Annotated in this window: 18 protein-coding genes and 1 tRNA gene; 14 read left to right on the top strand and 5 right to left on the bottom strand. The window is 43.3% G+C overall.

The genetic code is table 11. The features are described from left to right. The first annotated feature begins 15 nt into the window (after window positions 1-15). From JRG66_RS14505 to JRG66_RS14480, 6 genes are all read left to right on the top strand, one after another. The gene (locus tag JRG66_RS14505; RefSeq protein ID WP_265163477.1) at window positions 16-675 is read left to right on the top strand and encodes an ABC transporter ATP-binding protein; all 660 of its coding nucleotides are present in this window, start codon (window positions 16-18) and stop codon (window positions 673-675) included. Window positions 676-767: 92 nt separating this feature from the next. After that, the gene (locus JRG66_RS14500; protein WP_265163476.1) at window positions 768-1532 is read left to right on the top strand and encodes a TIGR02757 family protein; all 765 of its coding nucleotides are present in this window, start codon (window positions 768-770) and stop codon (window positions 1530-1532) included. Window positions 1533-1641: 109 nt separating this feature from the next. Next, complete coding sequence (locus tag JRG66_RS14495) at window positions 1642-3567, top strand: BatA domain-containing protein (protein ID WP_265163475.1); 1926 nt, start codon at window positions 1642-1644, stop codon at window positions 3565-3567. Continuing rightward, entirely contained in the window at window positions 3564-4826 is a 1263-nt protein-coding gene (locus JRG66_RS14490) for a dihydroorotase (protein WP_265163474.1), read from the top strand. Before JRG66_RS14495 ends, JRG66_RS14490 begins: the two co-directional genes overlap by 4 nt. A 42-nt stretch (window positions 4827-4868) precedes the next feature. Further along, a complete protein-coding gene (locus JRG66_RS14485; protein ID WP_265163473.1) occupies window positions 4869-5195 on the top strand; it encodes a magnetosome magnetite crystal formation protein family in 327 nt (108 codons plus the stop codon). Continuing rightward, the gene (locus JRG66_RS14480) at window positions 5195-5857 is read left to right on the top strand and encodes an alpha/beta hydrolase (RefSeq protein ID WP_265163472.1); all 663 of its coding nucleotides are present in this window, start codon (window positions 5195-5197) and stop codon (window positions 5855-5857) included. Before JRG66_RS14485 ends, JRG66_RS14480 begins: the two co-directional genes overlap by 1 nt. Here JRG66_RS14480 and JRG66_RS14475 read toward each other — a convergent pair. Together JRG66_RS14475 and JRG66_RS14470 are read right to left on the bottom strand one after the other, a co-directional pair. Next, entirely contained in the window at window positions 5854-6348 is a 495-nt protein-coding gene (locus JRG66_RS14475; protein ID WP_265163471.1) for a hypothetical protein, read from the bottom strand. The genes JRG66_RS14480 and JRG66_RS14475 overlap by 4 nt on opposite strands. Continuing rightward, the gene (locus JRG66_RS14470) at window positions 6348-7109 is read right to left on the bottom strand and encodes an MBL fold metallo-hydrolase (protein WP_265163470.1); all 762 of its coding nucleotides are present in this window, start codon (window positions 7107-7109) and stop codon (window positions 6348-6350) included. Before JRG66_RS14470 ends, JRG66_RS14475 begins: the two co-directional genes overlap by 1 nt. 119 nt (window positions 7110-7228) lie before the next feature. Here JRG66_RS14470 and JRG66_RS14465 point away from each other — a divergent pair, with 119 nt between their 5' ends. After that, window positions 7229-8689: a TonB-dependent receptor gene (locus tag JRG66_RS14465; protein ID WP_265163469.1), complete on the top strand. Its 1461-nt coding sequence runs from the start codon at window positions 7229-7231 to the stop codon at window positions 8687-8689. A 77-nt stretch (window positions 8690-8766) separates the two neighbouring features. On the opposite strand, the gene JRG66_RS14460 is transcribed toward JRG66_RS14465, so the two are convergent. Next, window positions 8767-9243 carry an SRPBCC family protein gene (locus JRG66_RS14460; protein ID WP_265163468.1) on the bottom strand — a complete coding sequence of 159 codons (477 nt, stop codon included), beginning with the start codon at window positions 9241-9243 and terminating at the stop codon, window positions 8767-8769. Between the two features lie 298 nt (window positions 9244-9541). Here JRG66_RS14460 and JRG66_RS14455 point away from each other — a divergent pair, with 298 nt between their 5' ends. Next, complete coding sequence (locus JRG66_RS14455) at window positions 9542-10387, top strand: phosphatase PAP2 family protein (RefSeq protein WP_265163467.1); 846 nt, start codon at window positions 9542-9544, stop codon at window positions 10385-10387. 52 nt (window positions 10388-10439) lie between these two features. After that, window positions 10440-11933: a S10 family peptidase gene (locus JRG66_RS14450; RefSeq protein ID WP_265163466.1), complete on the top strand. Its 1494-nt coding sequence runs from the start codon at window positions 10440-10442 to the stop codon at window positions 11931-11933. Between the two features lie 174 nt (window positions 11934-12107). Here the strand turns inward: JRG66_RS14450 and JRG66_RS14445 are convergent, their stop codons facing one another. Then, entirely contained in the window at window positions 12108-12923 is an 816-nt protein-coding gene (locus JRG66_RS14445) for an HAD family hydrolase (RefSeq protein WP_265163465.1), read from the bottom strand. A 359-nt stretch (window positions 12924-13282) separates the two neighbouring features. On the opposite strand from JRG66_RS14445, the gene JRG66_RS14440 reads away from it, so the two are divergent. Further along, window positions 13283-14098 carry a universal stress protein gene (locus JRG66_RS14440; protein ID WP_265163464.1) on the top strand — a complete coding sequence of 272 codons (816 nt, stop codon included), beginning with the start codon at window positions 13283-13285 and terminating at the stop codon, window positions 14096-14098. Window positions 14099-14169: 71 nt separating this feature from the next. Here the strand turns inward: JRG66_RS14440 and JRG66_RS14435 are convergent. Further along, window positions 14170-14243 (bottom strand) — tRNA-Arg (locus JRG66_RS14435). Window positions 14244-14588: 345 nt separating this feature from the next. Between JRG66_RS14435 and JRG66_RS14430 the strand changes: the two genes are divergently transcribed. The 4 genes from JRG66_RS14430 to JRG66_RS14415 are packed head-to-tail and all read left to right on the top strand — an operon-like array spanning window position 14589 to window position 19530. After that, window positions 14589-16472: a peptidase MATCAP family protein gene (locus JRG66_RS14430; protein ID WP_265163463.1), complete on the top strand. Its 1884-nt coding sequence runs from the start codon at window positions 14589-14591 to the stop codon at window positions 16470-16472. Further along, window positions 16469-17518: a glutathione synthetase gene (locus tag JRG66_RS14425; protein ID WP_265163462.1), complete on the top strand. Its 1050-nt coding sequence runs from the start codon at window positions 16469-16471 to the stop codon at window positions 17516-17518. Before JRG66_RS14430 ends, JRG66_RS14425 begins: the two co-directional genes overlap by 4 nt. Window positions 17519-17572: 54 nt before the next feature. Next, window positions 17573-18622, top strand: a complete 1050-nt coding sequence (locus JRG66_RS14420; protein WP_265163461.1) for a glutathione synthetase — start codon at window positions 17573-17575, stop codon at window positions 18620-18622. Between the two features lie 11 nt (window positions 18623-18633). Further along, window positions 18634-19530, top strand: a complete 897-nt coding sequence (locus JRG66_RS14415; protein WP_265163460.1) for a M14 family metallopeptidase — start codon at window positions 18634-18636, stop codon at window positions 19528-19530. Window positions 19531-19570: the final 40 nt, after the last annotated feature.

The following is a 19570-nucleotide window of genomic DNA, read 5'->3' as shown; positions in this document are numbered from 1 at the left end:
GTAACAACAAACACCATGATAGAAGCAAAAAACATCCATAAAAGTTACAATGACCTGCACGTGCTAAAAGGCGTGGATCTGCACATTCCAAAGAGCGAAATTGTCTCTATTGTAGGGGCCTCGGGCGCGGGAAAGACCACTTTGCTTCAAATTCTTGGAACCCTTGAAAAACCCGATCGCAACACCAGCAGTGTTCTTAAGGTAAATGGGGTTGATGTGTACTCGCTCAACGCAAAGGATTTGGCGAAGTTCAGAAATGAGAATATTGGGTTCATATTTCAGTTTCACCAGCTGCTGCCTGAATTCACAGCCCTTGAAAATGTTTGTATCCCGGCGTTTATAGGCAATAAAAATAAGGCTGAAACAGAAAAGAGGGCGAAAGAACTCCTTGGTTTTCTGGGGCTTTCCCAAAGGGCCGGTCACAAGCCGGCCGAAATGAGTGGCGGGGAGCAACAGCGCGTGGCGGTGGCCCGGTCGCTTATCAATAATCCGGGCGTGATCTTTGCCGATGAACCTTCCGGAAACCTCGACTCTGAGTCGGCTGAAAATTTACACCGGCTCTTCTTCGATCTTCGGGAAGAATTCGGGCAAACCTTTGTGATCGTTACCCACAATGAAGAGCTGGCCGACATGGCCGACAAAAAACTGACCATGGTAGACGGTAAGATCATTTAAGTTCAAGGTTCAATCCTCAAATCTCAAATCTTACGTCTCACGTCTCACATCTCACATCTCACGTCTAACATCTCACGTCTAACACCTGGCAAATGAATTCAACAGAACTTAAAGAATTTCTTGACTTCAAGGTTGACCAGTACAACACTTCAGAATTTATAGCAACAGATCCAGTACAAATCCCGCATATGTTCAGCAGGAAGGAAGACATGGAAATTTCGGGATTTTTGACTGCCACAATTTCCTGGGGCAACCGCAAGAGTATATTGAAAAATGCCAATTATTTGATGGAATTGCTGGAATTTGCGCCCTATGATTTTGTGCAGAATCATTCCGAAGCAGAACTGGAAAAGCTTCAAAAATTCGTACACCGTACCTTCAACGGCGGCGACCTTATCTATTTCATAAGGGCGTTTCAGCATATTTACAGGACGCACCAGGGGCTGGAAAATATCTTCAGTAAACATTCAGGTAAATACAGCTTACAGACTGCAATCCATGAGTTTAAGAAAATATTTTTTGAGCTGCCTCACGAGACAAGGACTGAAAAACACGTTAGCGATCCGTTGAAGAATTCCGCAGCAAAAAGGATCAATATGTTTTTGCGCTGGATGGTGAGAAAAGACAGCAGGAATGTTGATCTTGGAATTTGGAACAGCATTTCGCCGGCCCAATTGAGTTGCCCTTTAGACGTACATTCGGGCAACGTGGCCAGGAAACTCGGGCTTTTAAAACGCAAACAGAATGATGCCAAAGCCTTGCTGGAGCTTGATAACAGCCTTAAAAAATTAGACCCGCATGATCCCGTGAAGTACGATTTCGCGTTGTTTGGACTCGGGGTTTTTGAAAATTACTGACCAAAACAGCAGGAAATTCAAAAATCTGGTTCCCTTTGGAAGTTTTAAGGCATAAATAAAAAGCTCTTGCTGCAGCCTTTTTATATATTTGACAAAAGAATGCCTACGCATGTACTTTAAACACCCTGAACTGCTTTACGCCCTGGCTGTACTGGTGATCCCAATCCTGGTGCACCTGTTTCAGTTAAGAAAATTCAGGAGCACGCCTTTTACCAATGTGAGGTTTCTCAAAAAGGCCGTTTTACAGACCCGAAAAAGTTCACGCTTAAAGAAATTTCTGGTACTCTGTACGCGGCTGCTTATGCTCGCATGCCTGGTTCTGGCTTTTGCGCAGCCCTACTTCCCTCCTGCTTCGGGGGCCGTTGAGGAGACCAAAACCCTTATCTATCTCGATAATTCTTATAGCATGCAGGCGCGTGGCAGCAACGGAATCCTCTTAAAGCGAAGCGTGCAGGACCTGCTTGAGAATATTCCTGAAAACGAAGAGGTCACTTTGTTTACCAACACCGAAGAATATCGCGATATTACTGCAGGTTTGCTGCGCCAAAAACTTCAGGAAACCGAATTTTCCCCTTCAGAACTTTCATGGGAAGCGGTAAGTTTAAAAGCCCAAAACCTTTTGGGTGCCCGGAACAACCTTCAGAAAAATTTCATCGCAATTTCCGATTTTCAACATCTTCAGGATTCTGTTGTTCCTCTCAAAAATGGCATTTTGACGCATCTTGTTCAGCTAAGCCCTGAACAGATCGATAACGTGACCATCGACACTGCCTGGATTACCAATGCGGGACTCAACAAAACCAGCCTTGAAATTACTTTATCGGTCATTGGAGACAGGCAGGAAGAAGTTGCCGTGGGAATATACAATGCTAACCGCATGCTTGCACGGAAAACGGTGGATTTGCAGGGGGAAAATACCGGAAAGACCACATTCAACCTGGATACCGATGTAATTCCCTACGGAAGGATTGAAATTGAAGACAACGGCCTTCAGTTTGACAACCGGCTGTATTTCAGTATTAATGAAGTTGCGCCGGTAAAAGTAGTGGTAGTTGGAGATAAAGAAAGTGAGTACCTGCAAAGGATCTTTGGCCCTTCAGAATTTGAACTCAGTATACTTCCGGAAAATAATCTTGATTATAACGCCCTTTCCCGCGCAAACCTGGTTTTCCTGAATGAACCTGAAGAGCTCCCTTTTTCGCTGGTGAGCAGCCTGGAGCAGTTAATGGAAGATCGTGCAGTGATTGTGATCATCCCGCCTGCAGAAGGAGAAATCGAAGATTACAACCTGCTGTTGCGCAAGCTTGATCTACCCCTTTTTGGCAGCTTAAGTAAAGCTGAAAACCTCATTACAGATATTAGTTTTGAACATCCGCTTTACCGGAGTGTTTTCAATGAAAAAGTCTCTAATTTTGAATATCCGGCCGTTCAAACTTCTTATGATTTGAAGCGAAGCCTGCCCGGCATTCTGGAATATCAAAACGGAGCTGCTTTTTTGTTGCAGCAGGACAATATTTTTGTGTTCACGGCAGCCCTCAACCGCGAAAATTCCAATTTTAAGAATTCTCCGCTAATCGTTCCCACTTTTTACAACATTGGGAATACTGCCATTTCCCGCCCGCAACTCTACAACGAGCTGGGCAAACTTCAGAAGATTTCACTTCAGGCCGAACTTCAGAAAGATGAGATCCTGAAATTGTCTTCTTCTGAAAGTACTTTTATTCCGCAGCAGCAAAGCTTCAGCAATAAAGTTGAACTCAGGCTTGAAGAACTGCCGAAAAATCCCGGGCATTACGACCTGCTGCAGGACAAAAAAATTCTGAGAAGCCTTAGTTTCAACGTACCCAGAACAGAAAGCGACCTTGTAGATACAAGGCTGAAGGAACAGGAGGGCATTTTAGTTCACACCTCTGTTCCCAATGCAATTTCCTACATTAAATCGGTCAATGAAGTCAACAACCTTTGGAAATGGTTTGTTATTTTTACCCTTGTTTTCCTACTTGCTGAAATACTAATTCTAAAATTCCTCAAATGAAAATACTTATCAAATCTGCCCGGATCATTGATAATGAAAGTCCGTACAACAACAAAGTGATGGACCTCCTGGTAGAGAACGGGCTCATTGCAGAAATTGCGCCGGTGATCAAGGTCAAAAACCCAGATCTTGAGATAAAATTTGAAAACCTTCATGTTTCGCAAGGCTGGTTTGACAGTAGTGTATCTTTTGGGGAGCCGGGATTTGAAGAAAGGGAAAACCTGAAAAACGGGTTGAGAACGGCTGCTTTGAGCGGGTTTACTGCCATAGCCCTTAACCCCGGAAACGACCCCGTGACCGATAATACCGGGGCGGTAACTTACTTAAAGAACAAAGCTGAACAACAGCCGGTAAGTGTACTTCCCATTGGCGCTCTTACCCGTAAAAGTGAAGGCCGGGATATGGCCGAGCTTTACGATATGCAGCAGGCCGGCGCGGTAGCTTTCGGGGATTTCAAAAAAGCGGTTTCCAATCCCAATCTCTTAAAACTGGCGCTTCAGTATTCCCAGAATTTTGACGGACTGGTAATGTCTTTTCCGCAGGAAGACAGAATAGCACTTAACGGGCAGGTTAACGAGCACGAGAACAGTACGCAGCTGGGCCTTAAAGGAATTCCGGCACTGGCTGAAGAATTACAAATCACCCGCGATCTTTATATCCTCGAATACACGGGCGGGAAACTGCATATTCCTACCATTTCAACCGCAAGATCGGTAGAATTGATACGCGATGCCAAAGAAAGAGGCCTGGATGTGTCGTGCAGCGTGGCCATCCACAACCTTTTCTTTACAGATGACATGCTGCATGAATTTGACACCAATGCCAAGGTGCTGCCGCCTTTACGCACAAAAAACGACGTTAAAGCACTAATTGCAGGCTTAAAAGACGAGACCATAGATATGGTGACCTGCGACCACACCCCTATAGATTCTGAGCACAAAAAAGTGGAGTTTGATAATGCCCTTTTTGGCAGCCTGGGGCTGGAATCGGCTTTGGGAGCTTTGCTTCAGTTGTTCTCGGTGAAGACGGCAGTTAAGCTGCTTACATCGGGCAAATGGAGGTTTGGGCTTGGGGAAGGCGTTATAGATGAGGGCCAGCCGGCAAATTTCAGTTTCTTCAATCCCGAGGGAGAATACACCTTTCAAAAAGAGCATATTTTGAGCACCTCTAAAAACAGCCTGTTCCTGGGGAAACAGTTAAAAGGAAAGGTCTACGGGATCATGGTGGGCCAGGAATATTTGACCATTAAGGGCCTGTAAACAGGCGGGAAATTTGTAATTTTACACAATAAATTATCTCTTATGGACAGTGTAGCCAACCAGGGGAAAGCAGCAGCAATTTGGGCCTATCTTACCATTATAGGCACCATTATTGCATACTTTCTCAACAACGATTCAAAGAACCCGTTTGCCTCATTTCACATCAGGCAGGGGCTGGGAATTCATATTACCTTTTATTTACTCGGAATAATCGTTTCCTGGTTCGATACCTGGCTTATTTCGGCACCGTTTTACCTCTTTATCATCATTTTATGGGGATATGGCTTACTTGCTGCCATACAGGGCGAAAGAAACGAAGTTCCTATTCTGGGAAAGCAATTTCAAAAATGGTTTAGCACAATTAATTAATGGAAGCAGAAACATTCACTTTACATCACTTAGTCAGAAAACCCAAAAAACCTGTAGACAAGGCCCCTTTGCTTATCATGCTTCACGGCTACGGAAGCAATGAAGAAGATCTTTTCTCTTTTGCAGACGAATTGCCCGATGAGTTTTTTATCATTTCGGTGAGAGCACCTTATCCCCTGCCTCCCTACGGAAATGCATGGTATGCGATTCATTGGGATGGCAGTAACAACGGAAAGTTCAGTGATGATGACCAGGCGGTGATCTCAAGGGAAAAGATTGTCCAGTTTTTAAATGAAGTAACCGAAAATTACCCTGTAGATCCCAAAAATGTCACTTTGCTCGGCTTTAGCCAGGGGTGTATCCTCAGCTTTAGTGTGGCGCTTTCATATCCCGAAAAGATTAAAAATGTAGTTGGCCTTAGTGGATATATCAATCAGGAAATCCTGAAAAAAGGCTATGAAAACAATGATTTTTCAAATCTTTCAGTTTATAGTTCTCACGGCACGGCAGACCAGGTGATTCCGGTGGCATGGGCACGAAAGACAGCACCGTTCTTGGATGCATTAAATGTTGACAATACTTATTCAGAATTTCCAGTTGGGCATGGCGTTGCGCCACAAAATTTAATGGAAATTAAAGCATGGCTGAGCAAGCACCTCTAATTTTTGGGGTACAGCACAGCTTTTTCTGAAAACACCTCTACTGTCCCGGCCTCGTCAATTTCAAAACTAACAAAGAGGTCACCCCAGTAAAGACCATCGGTGAAACTTGCGATCGCCCATTTGTGGTTAAGCAGTTTCACCTTATTTATCCTGAAAGGCCCATTCATGCCTTCATAAGGTATGAGGTCATTATCGGCATCTGCAGCATTTCTGCTTATAAGTGCTTCTTCTACCCTGCTTATAACTTTTTGAGGCTCAAGTCCCCTTTCTTCAAGGTAAGAAAGGGCTTCCTCGTTTGAAACCAGCGAAAAGGCACTTTCCTGAGAGTGATTGGTGAGAGCTTCAGCATTAGCCTTTTGCTCTTCCAGCTCCTTTTGCAAGTGAGCAATCTCTTTTTCTTTAGCTGCCAAAACCTTAGAACCATTCATGTAAAAGACCACTGCGAGTAAAGCGGTGAAAACAAACAGGTACATTAAAAAACTCTTGCGCATTAAATTTCTATTTGAAGATTATCGTAGGCCAAAAATACGTTTTCAGGAAGTGTGGCCTGTACTTCTTCATGAAAGCCCAGCAGGTGACTTATATGGGTGAGGTAAGCTTTTTCGGGTTTTATTTTCTCAATGAAATCTAAGGCTTCCTGCAGGTTAAAATGTGAATGGTGAGGTTCCTTCCGCAGTGCATTTAGCACCAGCACATCTACTCCTTTGAGTTTTTCGGCTTCTTCATCTTCTATGGTCTTCGCATCGGTGATATAAGCGAAATCCCTGATCCTGAACCCAAAAACCTGCACGCGGTTATGCATCACATTAACAGGCACAACATTGACCCCTTGTACCGTGAAGGTTTTATTTTCAATAACATGCTCCTGCACACTGGGCGCGCCGGGGTATTTATTTTCTGAAGCAAAAATATATTCAAAGCGCTTGCTCAAAGAAGCCATTACCCTTTTATGGGCATAGATGGGAATGTCTCCCTGCCTGAAGAAATACGGCCTAATGTCATCGAGGCCTATAGTATGGTCACTGTGTTCGTGAGTGTAAAGTATGGCATCAATGCGCTGCACGTTGTTTGAAAGCATTTGCTGCCTAAAGTCGGGCCCGCAATCAATGAGAATATTACGCTGGTCTACCTCTACAAGAACCGATACCCGCAGCCTTTTATCTTTGGGATCTTCGCTTTTACAAACCGGGTGGTCACTGCCTATTACGGGCACTCCCTGCGATGTTCCAGTACCTAAAAAAGTAACTCTCAATGCTCTTAATTTTACCACAAAACTAAGTATTATTTTTTTGTTTAGCCCTCCATTTTAGTACCTTTGACTACAAACTGAGCCATTCCTAGACAGGAATTCATTTGTACAAAAAAACAGCTATGCCAATAACCATAATGGGTGACAGGGAATTTGAAAATGTCCCGTCAATTAAGAGTAAAGCTCTGCGCATCAACCTGAACGAAAATATCTACGGAACTTTTTCTGAAATAGGTGCCGGGCAGGAAACTGTCCGAAACTTCTTTAGGGCCGGTGGAGCCTCAGGAACTATTGCGAAAGCGATGAGTGCCTACGACAAAGACTTTAGTGATGCCATTTACGGTATTGAAGATGACAGAAGGTATGTTACCGAAGAGCGCCTTAAAAAAATGCTCACCCACGAAACCAATCTCATAGAGCAAAGAATATCCCGCGAAAAACACCCCAATAAATTATTTTTCACCTACGCCAATACCGTTGCCACCATAGATTTTGCAAAAAAATACAAAGGCCATGGCTGGGTAGGGATAAAATATCAGGTGCACCCGGAAGAAGATTACAATGAAATCATCCTTCATGTGCGTTTTCACGAAAACGATGCTCGCTTGCAGCAAAACACCCTAGGGATCCTGGGAGTGAACCTGATCTACGGCGCTTATTACAAATATGATAACCCAAAAAAGTTACTCCGCTATCTTTACGATCATATAGATAAAGATCAGATAGAAATTGACACCATAAATTTCTCCGGCCCAAGGTTTGAAAGGGTAGATAACCGCCTGATGAGTTTACAACTGGTTAAAAACGGAATGACCGAGGCGGTAATGTTTGCGCCCGACGGGAATAACGTGCTGCCGGCCAAGATCCTTTACAAAAAGAACATCCTTGCCCTGCGCGGTAGCTTTAGGCCTGTGACCAAGGTGAACATGGACATGTACAAACGCTCACTGGAGCTTTTCCTAAATGAGAACAGGGTTTCAGAAGAGAATACTGAAGTTATTTTCGAGATCACCCTTTCCAACCTTCGGGCCGAAGGGGAAATAGATGAAAGGGATTTTATGGACCGGGCAGAACTGCTTTGTTCCCTAGGCCAAACCGTGATGATCTCAAACTTCCAGGAATACTATAAAGTGGTGGAATATTTCTCTCGTTATACGAAAGAACGCATGGGTCTTGCCATGGGTGTAAACAACCTGGTAGACATATTTGACGAGAAGTACTACAGGCACCTTAGCGGCGGAATTCTTGAAGCTTTTGGTAAATTGTTCTTCAAGGACCTCAAGGTTTACCTGTATCCGTTTAAAGATCGCGAGACCGGAGAGATCACCACCAGTGACAACCTCAAAGTACATCCAAGAATGAAAGAGCTGTACAAGTTCTTCAAGTACAACGGAAAAGTTGTCGATATCACCAACTACGATCCCGAAATCCTTGATATTTTCTCCAGGGAAGTGCTGCAGTTAATTGCTGAAGGTAAAGGTGGATGGGAAGATATGTTGCCCGAAAAGACCACCGCTATGATCAAGGAGCACGATCTATTCAGCCATTATAAGCAGAAATCGGCTCAAAAGATCCAGTCTTAAATAAAGATTTAATAAACTGTAAAAGAACCGTTTAAAATGCGCATTACTTCTCGGGCAGAAGTGTTAAAAATGGCATTTTAGGCGGTTTCTTTTTTGTAGCTGCCAAAAAGTTCTACAAGTTTTTTTCTTCTGAAGTTGAAGATTTCCTCAAGTTTAGGCCTTACCATGAGAGGGTGCACCGCCTGCCCCAGTATTCCGAAGGGCAGCTTGTAATCTACAATATCTTCCATCTCTACGCCCCCTTCTATTTCCCTGAAGAAGTGTTTGTGGTGCCACAGAGCATAAGGTCCAAACCGCTGTTCATCCACAAAATAATAAGGTTCTTTTACATGGGTGATTTCCGTGACCCATTTGGTTTTAATTCCGGCTACAGGAGTTACCATATACTGAATAATTTGTCCGGCATACATGGGCTCATTTCCTCCCGAAGTGATGTCAAAGCCCATATAAGAAGGTGTGATCACTTTCAGGTTTGCAGGACTGGAAAAGAACTTCCAGGCTTCGTCTAAAGACACAGGCAATTTCTGAATGGTATGCAGCTGATATAATTTCATAGTTTTTTAATCAAAAATAATTATTTGTTTCAATTTTATAGCAATTATTTAAACAAATAATTTACCTGCAAATTTCAGAATGCAAGGAATTACATAAATAAAAAATTTGTTGATCAGAGCGGGGAATACCCCGGGAGCCGGAAAATTCAACAGTTGGCATACCGGGTTAAGACCTGCCATATTTTGAGTCATTTTTTCTCAAAATTTTCTGAAAAGCCTTGCTACCACTCTTATAATTGCGTTAATGCTTCAGGTTGTAAGGAGCAAAAATCCGAGATTTGATCAAAACTCCCAAAAGATGAAGAAATCAATTGTTGTCTTAATTTTACTTTTTTGTTTTACTTTTTCTACTTACTCCCAATCATATACAAATTATAATAACGACACCTCCAGATCTCCATACAAGATAAGCTGGAAGCTTGACGCTCCCTGGGTGGGCGTGGGTTTAGGCCTAAACGTACTGGGATTAAAACTGATTCAGGATAAAGATGACCTGAGCCTTGAAGAGTTAAACGACCTTTCTAAAGATGATGTGCCGGGAATAGACCGGTTTCTGGCAGGAAACTATAGTGAAAATGCCGATAAAGTAAGCTACTACCCTTTTTATGGTTCATTCGCTGTTCCTGTAATTATGATGGTAGCAGATAAAAATATGCGCTCCAACGCCGGCCAGATTTCTGTGATGTTTGTAGAAAGTATGGCTACCACCGGAGCTCTTTTTACCATCACTGCCGGTGTGGTAGACAGGGCAAGGCCTCTGGCTTATAACAGCTCTGTACCCGAAGGGGAACGCAGGGAAGCCGGGGCCCAGCGCTCCTTTTTTGCAGGCCATACTGCGGCTACTGCTTCAGCTTCCTTTTTTGCAGCGAAAATTTACCACGACTTTTATCCCGATTCTGCAGCAAAGCCCTACGTTTGGACTGCAGCGGCTTTAGTGCCCGCCTGGGTGGCATATTTAAGAGCCGAAGCCGGAAAACACTTTTTGACCGACAATATTGTAGGTTATGCTGTAGGAGCCGCAAGTGGAATACTCATTCCGGAACTGCACAAAAAGAAAGATCGCAGTATTGATGTAGCACCTACTATGGGAATAGATATAGAGGGCAATGAATACCAGGGACTTTCCCTCCAGTATTCTTTCTAAACCGCCATTCTGAAGGAAATTTTCTATTTTAGGCCTTTAATTATAACCTAAGATGAAAAAAATTTCTTTTTTGGCGGTTCTTCTCGCTTTATTACATGCTGAAGTTAATGCACAAAATGTAAAGATTCCGGTTGATACTACGGTAGTTACTTCCCACAGGGTCAATATTAAGGGGCAAAGAATTGACTATACTGCGACCACTGGAATGCAACCTGTTTGGAATAATGACGGGGAACCCATTGCAAGTCTTTTCTACACCTATTATCAAAGAGAAGGAATAAAGGATGTAAAAAATCGTCCCTTGGTGATCTCTTTTAATGGAGGACCGGGGTCTGCTTCGGTATGGATGCACATTGCCTACACCGGCCCCCGTGTTCTTGAAATTGATCCCGAAGGTTTTCCCATTCAGCCATATGGAACCAAGGAGAATCCACATTCCATTCTCGACATCGCCGATATTGTTTACGTGAACCCGGTAAACACTGGTTATTCCAGGATCATTGAGCCAAAAGGAGAAAAGAAAAGAGACAGGGATCAATTCTTTGGCGTGAATGCCGATGTAAGTTATCTCGCAAAATGGATCAACACCTTTGTTACCCGCAACAATAGGTGGTTATCACCAAAATATTTAATTGGAGAAAGTTATGGAACCACAAGAGTTTCTGGCTTGGCGCTGGAGCTTCAGAATTCCCAGTGGATGTATCTAAACGGGGTGATCCTGGTTTCTCCCACAGATATTGGGATAGATCGTGATGGCCCCGTAGAAGTTGCGAACCGTCTCCCCTATTTCACCGCCGCTGCCTGGTATCACAACCTTCTTCCGCAAGACCTTCAAAAAAGGGATTTGGAAGAGCTGCTTCCGGAAGTTGAGCAATACGCAATAAATGAATTGCTTCCTGCTCTTGCCAAAGGAGGATTCCTGGAGCAAGATAAAAAGGAAGAAGTAGCTTCAACCATGGCCCGTTATTCCGGGATTTCCAGGGAAGAAATCCTTCAGCATAATTTGGAAGTACCATACAGTTACTTCTGGAAAGATTTGCTGAGAGATCAAAAAGGGATGACCGTGGGAAGGCTCGATTCCCGCTATGTGGGCTTAGACCGAAAAGAAGCCGGAGATTCCCCCGATTACAACGCTGAACTTACCTCCTGGCTGCACTCCTTTACCCCGGCAATCAATCATTATCTTAGGAATGATCTTAATTTTAAAACCGATCTTACCTATTATATGTTCGGACCCGTACACCCATGGGACCGAAGCCGCGATAATACCGGAGAAAACCTGCGCCAGGCCATGGCTCAGAACCCTAATTTGGATGTGCTTATTCAGAGCGGGTATTTTGATGGGGCAACCACTTATTTTGATGCGAAATATACCATGTGGCAGCTTGACCCAAGCGGAAAAATGCGCGACAGGTTGAGCTTTAAAGGCTACCGCAGCGGGCACATGATGTATCTTCGAAATGAAGATCTTAAAAAGGCCAATGATGACCTGCGCCAATTTATTGAAAGCTCATTGCCAAAGCCGGGGGCACCCGCAACATATTAGCCGGTTTACTTCTGCTGAAAAGATCGCCTAAAAAGCCATTTTTGACACTCTGGAACACTTACCGGGTGTGCTAAAGCTTTTTAGGCGATTTTTTTATTCTGAAATAATACACAAAAAATAGCAGCAACAGCAATTTCTATTCTTATGAATAATAGCTGAAACTATCAGTAAAACCTATTTCGCAGCTTTGAGCCCATCGAGGAGCTCTTCCAGTACTTTTTCCACACCCAGCTCGTCATTGCTGCCGGCATGATGTGTAGCCACAGCTTTCACTTCTTTGTGAGCATTTTGCATGGCGTAACTGTAACCCGAATGTTCGAATAGCTCCAGGTCGTTCAAATAATCGCCAAAAGCCACAGTTTCTCCTTTTTGAATCTCCATTTGTTCCTGCACGGCAATTAGCGCATTGCCTTTTTGAGCCTCTTTGTGATTAAAATCTATCCAAATTTCTCCGGAAAGTTTCACCTGCAGGCGATCTTCAAAATGCTTTAAATGTGGCAGGGAGTTTTCTTCGGCCCCAGAAAGGTCACAAATCGTGAATTTGAGGAACAGGTCGTCTTCTACCTCCATCAGGTCATCAACTACTTTGTATTTTGCGTAATGATTGAGAAAGGGTTCCATAAATTCGGGCGCTGTACTTTCAATGTAGGCTTGTTCCCTTCCGCAGAGAATGAGGTACTTATTGTCAAGTTTTCGCACTTCGCGAATAAGTTCATGCACTACTTCTTTTTGCATGGGCACAACGTGCAATTCTTTCTCATGCTGCATTACAATTGCCCCGTTTTCGGCTATGTAAATAAGCTCATCCTTAATGGGGTCCATGCGTTCCCTGAGACTGTAGTATTGCCTGCCGCTGGCTACGGCAAATTTTATATCCTGTTCCCTGAGCTCTTTGAAAATTTTTAAAAACTGCGGACTCACCTCGTGTTTGCTGTTCAGCAAAGTCCCGTCCATGTCGCTCACCACGAGCTTTATCTTTGAATAATCCATATTTTACTTCTTGAAAAAGGCAAAAATAAGGGAAGTTTCAGCTAACGCAGAATACCACGCGTTAATTTGTGGTAAAGAGCTTCAGTTTTCTATGGAAATTGGACGGTAAGGCAGGTTTTTTGCCATTTTTAGCAGATTTTTTCAGCAGAAACACTTCCTGAAGAGTATTTTAAAGTCAGTTTCAACATACAAACAGCTTCGGAAATACGGAAAACAGACCGGTTTTTTCAGCGGAAATAAATGATCTCTAAAAGCACATTTTTGGGACCTGATTTTAAAGCCACTATATTTATAACCTGATAATAATCATACTTTATTGGTATCTATGGTCTTACCTTTAAACAGGTAAATTTAAGATCATGAAAAAGATAATCTACGCAACCGATTTTTCGAGCAACTCTGTGGCAGCCCTTAAGTATGCTGCCGAACTGGCCCGGATCATGGGAGACGACCTAATTGCTCTTCATGTTTATCCTTCTTATGAAGTAGATAGACCTAAAGGGGATTTTTTAAAAGATCACCAAAAAGAGCTTCAGGAGTTTTGCAAGCTGCATCTAAAAGAAAACTATCAGCCCCAAGCCATTTCCCCTGCTGTGGTTTCTGGCTCCAGTATAGCCGAAGAGATCCTGAAATTTACCAAAGACCTTCAGGTAAGAATGATCGTTATGGGGGCTTGTGGCGCCAGTAAACTAAAGGATAAACTTGTGGGCACCACCACCAGCGAAATGATTGGAAAATCTTCTTTGCCTGTGCTGGCCGTACCGCCACAATACCGTTTTAAACAGCCTCAAAAGATCCTTTTTGCCAGCACTTTAGACGATCAGGAACTTATTTATCTCAAGGAATTGATCCCTATGGCCCAATCTTTAGAGGCCAATATTGAAGTTGTTCACATTACCCACCGCAAGGAAGATGAGGCACTTCAAAAACTTCAGGATTTCCAGGAAAAAGTGGAACAGGAAATCCCCTATCCTAAAATTTCCTACAGAACGCTTTATTCTTCGGAAGTTTTTGACACCCTGCGAAAAGCCATAGAAAAAGAAGAGCCCGATATCGTCCTAATGCCCGAAAAACGGAATATGAACCTCTTTAAAAGAGGAATTGTAAGGGACAGGATTAAAAGAATGCAATCTTGCAGTCCTTCTCCCCTGCTCACATTCCCGGCCACCGTATAAAAATTATTTGAAATTGAGTTTAAAGGAAAAAGGGGTTAAACCAACAGGTTTAACCCCTTTTTTTGTCTTTGTGATCGCGAGAGGATTCGAACCTCTGACCGTCTGCTTAGAAGGCAGATGCTCTATCCAACTGAGCTACGCGACCATTAAAGCGGTGCAAATATAATGAGCTTTTTAAAAAACACAAGCAAAAATATTATTTAATTCTGCCTTTTTATTTAAGTAAAAGAGCTTCAGCATCTTATTTCAGAAGGTATTTTTTTGCTCCTTCTGTATTTTCCAATTATTTCTTTCAAAAATGGCATTTCAGAAGCTTTGTCCCCCTTTCAGGAATATCTAAAAGTACTACTAAATCTTTGCTAAACTTCAGCTAAACCAAAGGCTTTTATTCTTCAAAAACTCATGAATCGGTTAAATTTACCTGTAAGGCATTTTACCGGGAGATAGAGGACTCAATTTTTTTTGCTCCCAATAAAAGCAAACACAAATTATGGAAGTAAGCACATCTAAAGAAACACAAGCATTTGATGAAAACTCCATTCAAAAAATAATTCAGGAACTTGAGGAAGAATGCGAAATTGAGAAGCATTTACCCGGGGGCGGCTACCTTCATATGAGCGACGAACTTCCTTACCTGGTAATTTACCGGGATCTTGATAAGGATGACGGGGAAAGAGACCAGGCGACCGTTCGCTTAATTCTTAGTGAAGCTTCTTTTCTGGTTATTGGCAATAAAGATTTTGAAGGTTACCAGCGGCTCATGTTTAGCCTGAGTGAAGCTATGTCTTCAAAATTCAAGTCTTTCCTTCTCATTGAGATCTATGCAGGAGAATCTGGCAGCCGCGGATTCAAAATCAAGGGCCCTGCTCAAAAATTATCGACCACTATAAAAGAATTTAAAGAAGAACTGGATGAAATGAATGCGGGTTACCGCGCTTTGAATTTCACCGACACCCAGGTGGAGGATACCCTGGAGCGGCAACCTCCCGGGCAGCAACCTCTTTTGAGCCTGGAACAGTTAAAAGATGCCGGGTGTTTGCTCATAGGGCTTGAAGTGCCACCCGTGTACCGCAGTCGTGAAGGGGAAGAGTACCCCGTTTTCTTTAGAAGTTTTAAAGATAATTTTGTAGTGGCGCTTCATAAGACCATTTACCATTTTATCAGGATTCAAACTTCCAGTGGCGTGAAGAGCTACAGGGCACTGGGACAAAAAAACCTTCAGGAAAAAGTTATTGAAATTGATCGCGAGTTAGCCGAAATAGAATCTTCCTATCAATTTCTATGGCTGGTTTCCCCTTCCAACATCCGGAACATCAAAGACACTTTTTTTAAAAGCGACTATAAAAAAGTACTCAACTACCACTACAGGCTTTTACCTTTTGATCCCGACGTGCTCAAGAGAAAGCTCTACAACTTAAAAATAGAGGAAGTTGATGACCCTGCATTGTCTTATATCTTCCGGGAGAAACGCGAAGAACTCGACCTACAGATAAGCATGCTGACTGAAAGAGGCCTGGATAGCTTTTTCTACAACAGCATGATGCTTTACGGTAAAATAAGCAAAGAGCTGCAAAGGGAAGCTGAAACTATACTCAAAGATGTGCCCGAACAAGAGCAGCAGGATTTTGAAAGCATCCTTAGGGCGGAAGATTTTGAAGTGCTGGCCAATAAGGAATTTGACTATTTCCGGGGGCAGGATGAACATTTTTCCAGCAAGGTACATGTGCGTGATGATGTGAACATCCTCATGGTTTCCCGCGGCGAACTTTACCTGCCCAGTGATTATAAGCTCAATGCCAATGAGACCAAAGCTTTGATACAACACGAGATTGGCACACACGTACTCACCTACTATAACGGCAATACCCAACCTCTCAGGTTACTTTCCATTGGCCTTACAGATTATGACACCCTGCAGGAAGGCCTGGCAGTTTTATCTGAGTACCTGGTGGGTGGCCTTACTGGCAACAGGATGAGAACGCTGGCCGGGCGTGTTGTGGCTGCCTCTGCCAGAATGCACGGGGCCGATTTCCAGGAGATCTTCCGCCTGCTCTATAACGACTATAACTTTACGGCTCAAAGGGCATTTAATATCACCTCCCGAATCATGCAGGGTGGTGGATTCACAAAAGACATTTCGTACCTAAAAGGCCTGGTACAGCTAAAACAACATCTTGAAGAAGGCGGGGAACTGGCTCCCCTGCTCACCGGAAAATTTTCTCTTGAGCACATGCCAATAATCAAGGAATTACAGGAAAGACGGGTTCTTTCTCCTCAAAAACTTACGCCAAGATATTTACATACTGAAGAAACAAAAACCAAACTTGAACAAATCAGGAAGGGAATTCCTCTTTCACAATTGATCAATGCATGAAAATATGTTTTGTAGTAAATAGTGTTGAATCTGAAGGTGCCGGCACCACGGTCTACATGATGCATGAGGCCTGGAAAAGGAATCATGAGGTCTATTTAATGGGGGTGGGCGATTTTAGCTTTACCCAGACCGAAGCTCTAAGCATCATTACGAGATCGCTTCCAAAAAGTTCAAAGCCCGGAACTCCCGAAGAACACCTCGAAATGCTGCAGGGGGAAAAAGCCGCTACAAAAAAACTGGAAGCCAAACAGCTCGATGTATTATTTATTCGGAATAACCCAACTGAAGAAGATAAAGGCAGGCAGTGGGCCGAATCTGCCGGGGTGGCGTTTGGACGCATGGTTCAACAGGAAGGCGTGCTCGTGCTCAATGATGCCTTTGCCCTCTCCAATGCATTTATAGACAAACTGTATTTTGAAGAGTTGCCGGCGCATATTAAACCTGCATCCCTCATCACCCGTGATAAAAGCGAAATTTTAGAGTTTTTTGAAACCCATAAGAAAAAAATGATCCTAAAGCCCCTCGAAGGCTCAGGCGGGCGGGGGGTTTACCTTATAGATAAGAATGAGAAAAACCTAAACCAGATCATAGAAAACCTGTCAGCCCAGGGTTATATCATCGCTCAGCAATATTTACCTGCAGCAAAAGAAGGCGATGTACGCGTGCTTTTGCTTAACGGAAATATCCTTCAGAAAAACGGCAAATACGGGATCATTAAACGTGTGAGTGGCGAGGGGGATTTCCGGAGTAATATTTCCCAGGGCGGAAGGCCCGAAGCCAGTGAGTACACCCATGATATCAAAAAGATAATTGAGGTTATTGGCCCCAAACTGAAAAGGGACGGACATTTTTTTGTAGGTCTCGATGTAGTGAAGAATAAACTCATTGAGATCAATGTGCTAAGTCCAGGCGGCCTCGACGGACTCTCAAAAATTGGGGTAGAGAATTTTTCGGATGTCATTATTGAGGCCATCGAAAGAAAAATTGAATACAAGAAGCATTATGGTTCGGGGATTTCCAACCGCGAACTTGCAACCATGGAATAGAACCTTTTAAACACTTATAAATTAACCGGGAGTGATCCCTTAAATTAATCATGAATGAAAATATGTTTTGTAGTAAATAGTGTCGATACCGAAACCTGTGGTACCACAGTATACCTTATGCACGAAGCCCGCAAACGCAAACACGATGTGTATGCCATGGGCGTGGGAGATTTTTTCTTTGAACAAGACAAAGAATTGTGCATCGACTCTACATATCTTCCTAAGAAAATTGAAACTAAAAGCCCAAAAGAGTATATCGAGCTGTTGCAAAGCAATAAAGCTAAAAAAGAGCGGATTACGGCTACAGATCTTGATGTCCTTTTTATCAGAAACAACCCTACCGAAGAAGGTTCTTCCCGCCAGTGGGCAGAACAGGCAGGGGTAGCTTTTGGCCGTATGGTGCAGCAGGAAGGCGTGCTCGTGCTCAATGATGCCTATGCCCTTTCTAATGCCTTTATAGACAAATTGTATTTTGAGGAATTGCCGGCCAGTATTAAGCCCTACTCTATTATTACAAGGAAAAAGGAAGACGTTATGGAGTTCTTTGAGAACCACAAGAAAAAGATGGTGCTCAAACCTCTTGAAGGCTCGGGAGGCAGAGATGTTTACCTTATCGATAAGAATGAAAAGAACCTGAACCAGATTATAGAAAATCTCTCTAATCAGGGGTATATCATTGCCCAGGAATATCTTCCGGCAGCAAAAGAAGGTGATGTACGGGTTTTACTCCTGAATGGCCGGGTTATGGAAAAAGACGGAAAATACGGGATCATTAAAAGGGTCACCGGCGAAGGAGAATTCCGAAGTAATTTTAATCAGGGGGGTACAGGAGATAAAAGTCCGCTTACCGATGAGATGAAGCGAATCATAGAAATTACCGCTCCAAAACTGATAAGGGACGGATTGTTCTTTGTAGGGCTTGATATCGTAAAAGATAAACTTATCGAGATCAATGTGCTTAGCCCGGGTGGTATGGATCACTTTGAAGAAATAGGCCTGCCCGATTTTTCAGATGTGGTTATCGATGCCATCGAAAAGAAAGTGGAGTACAAAAAACTGTATAAAGGCCAGATATCCAACCAGGTATTGGCAACAATGGAATAAAAAAAGGAAAAATGAAAGAGAAAACCCGAATCATAGGAGAATACACCAGTAATAAAGAAGGGCCTTTACTGTTTGTAACTGCCGGGGTTCACGGTAATGAACCCAGCGGAGTAAAAGCTTTAAAAAAGGTATTTTCTGAACTTGAAAAAACCAAACCTGAAATTAAGGGAACTATTGTGGGTGTCATGGGAAATAAAGCCGCCCTCGATAAAGCGCAGCGATATATTGATGAAGATCTCAACCGCACCTGGACCGAAGAGAACGTGAAAAACCAGGATCCCGAAACTCAGGAACAGCGTGAAATGCACGAGATCATCAACATTCTTGAGGGGCATCCCAAAACTCATTACACAAAACGCTATTTTTTAGACTGTCACACCACCTCTTCAGACAGCCTGCCTTACATTTCGGTACAGGATGTAAACGATAATGTAGATTGGGCCCAGAGGTTCCCCACCTACATCGTGAAAGGCTTCAGCGATATTGTATATGGCGCCATAGACCACTATATGAGCCGAACGGGCTTAACCGGATTTGTCTTTGAGGCCGGCCAGCACACAAGCCAGGCTTCTGTAGACAACCACGAGGGAATGATCTGGCTGGCCTTAAAACATGCTAACGGGCTTGATGTCGAAAAAGTCTCCTGCTATCCCGAATGTGTAGAGCGATTCACCGAAAAGAATGCTCCTTCGCAAAAAACCTTTGAAATCGTTTACCGGCACGAGATCAAAAAAGGCGACAGCTTCAAAATGGAACCCGGCTTTAAAAATTTTCAGAAAATAAAAAAGGGGCAACTGCTGGCCACCAGTAATGGCGGCGAAATAAAAAGCGAGTGGGATGCCTACATCTTTATGCCCCTGTATCAATCACAGGGCAACGACGGATTCTTCATCATTGAAGAAGTATAAAAACACCTGCCAAAAATGCCATTTTTGACAGGGGATAAAA

It is taken from the genome of Salinimicrobium tongyeongense, assembly GCF_026109735.1.
GTDB lineage: Bacteria > Bacteroidota > Bacteroidia > Flavobacteriales > Flavobacteriaceae > Salinimicrobium > Salinimicrobium tongyeongense.
Note: the sequence above shows the minus strand (reverse complement) of the source record. Positions and strands in the feature narration are given on the sequence as shown.

What these genes read in the sequence shown, in the direction of transcription:
- JRG66_RS14505 (WP_265163477.1), top strand. Translation starts at nt 16, where the DNA reads ATGATAGAAGCAAAAAACATCCATAAAAGTTACAATGACCTGCACGTG.
- JRG66_RS14500 (WP_265163476.1), top strand. Translation starts at nt 768, where the DNA reads ATGAATTCAACAGAACTTAAAGAATTTCTTGACTTCAAGGTTGACCAG.
- JRG66_RS14495 (WP_265163475.1), top strand. Translation starts at nt 1,642, where the DNA reads ATGTACTTTAAACACCCTGAACTGCTTTACGCCCTGGCTGTACTGGTG.
- JRG66_RS14490 (WP_265163474.1), top strand. Translation starts at nt 3,564, where the DNA reads ATGAAAATACTTATCAAATCTGCCCGGATCATTGATAATGAAAGTCCG.
- JRG66_RS14485 (WP_265163473.1), top strand. Translation starts at nt 4,869, where the DNA reads ATGGACAGTGTAGCCAACCAGGGGAAAGCAGCAGCAATTTGGGCCTAT.
- JRG66_RS14480 (WP_265163472.1), top strand. Translation starts at nt 5,195, where the DNA reads ATGGAAGCAGAAACATTCACTTTACATCACTTAGTCAGAAAACCCAAA.
- JRG66_RS14475 (WP_265163471.1), bottom strand. Translation starts at nt 6,348, where the DNA reads ATGCGCAAGAGTTTTTTAATGTACCTGTTTGTTTTCACCGCTTTACTC.
- JRG66_RS14465 (WP_265163469.1), top strand. Translation starts at nt 7,229, where the DNA reads ATGCCAATAACCATAATGGGTGACAGGGAATTTGAAAATGTCCCGTCA.
- JRG66_RS14460 (WP_265163468.1), bottom strand. Translation starts at nt 9,243, where the DNA reads ATGAAATTATATCAGCTGCATACCATTCAGAAATTGCCTGTGTCTTTA.
- JRG66_RS14455 (WP_265163467.1), top strand. Translation starts at nt 9,542, where the DNA reads ATGAAGAAATCAATTGTTGTCTTAATTTTACTTTTTTGTTTTACTTTT.
- JRG66_RS14450 (WP_265163466.1), top strand. Translation starts at nt 10,440, where the DNA reads ATGAAAAAAATTTCTTTTTTGGCGGTTCTTCTCGCTTTATTACATGCT.
- JRG66_RS14445 (WP_265163465.1), bottom strand. Translation starts at nt 12,923, where the DNA reads ATGGATTATTCAAAGATAAAGCTCGTGGTGAGCGACATGGACGGGACT.
- JRG66_RS14440 (WP_265163464.1), top strand. Translation starts at nt 13,283, where the DNA reads ATGAAAAAGATAATCTACGCAACCGATTTTTCGAGCAACTCTGTGGCA.
- JRG66_RS14430 (WP_265163463.1), top strand. Translation starts at nt 14,589, where the DNA reads ATGGAAGTAAGCACATCTAAAGAAACACAAGCATTTGATGAAAACTCC.
- JRG66_RS14425 (WP_265163462.1), top strand. Translation starts at nt 16,469, where the DNA reads ATGAAAATATGTTTTGTAGTAAATAGTGTTGAATCTGAAGGTGCCGGC.
- JRG66_RS14420 (WP_265163461.1), top strand. Translation starts at nt 17,573, where the DNA reads ATGAAAATATGTTTTGTAGTAAATAGTGTCGATACCGAAACCTGTGGT.
- JRG66_RS14415 (WP_265163460.1), top strand. Translation starts at nt 18,634, where the DNA reads ATGAAAGAGAAAACCCGAATCATAGGAGAATACACCAGTAATAAAGAA.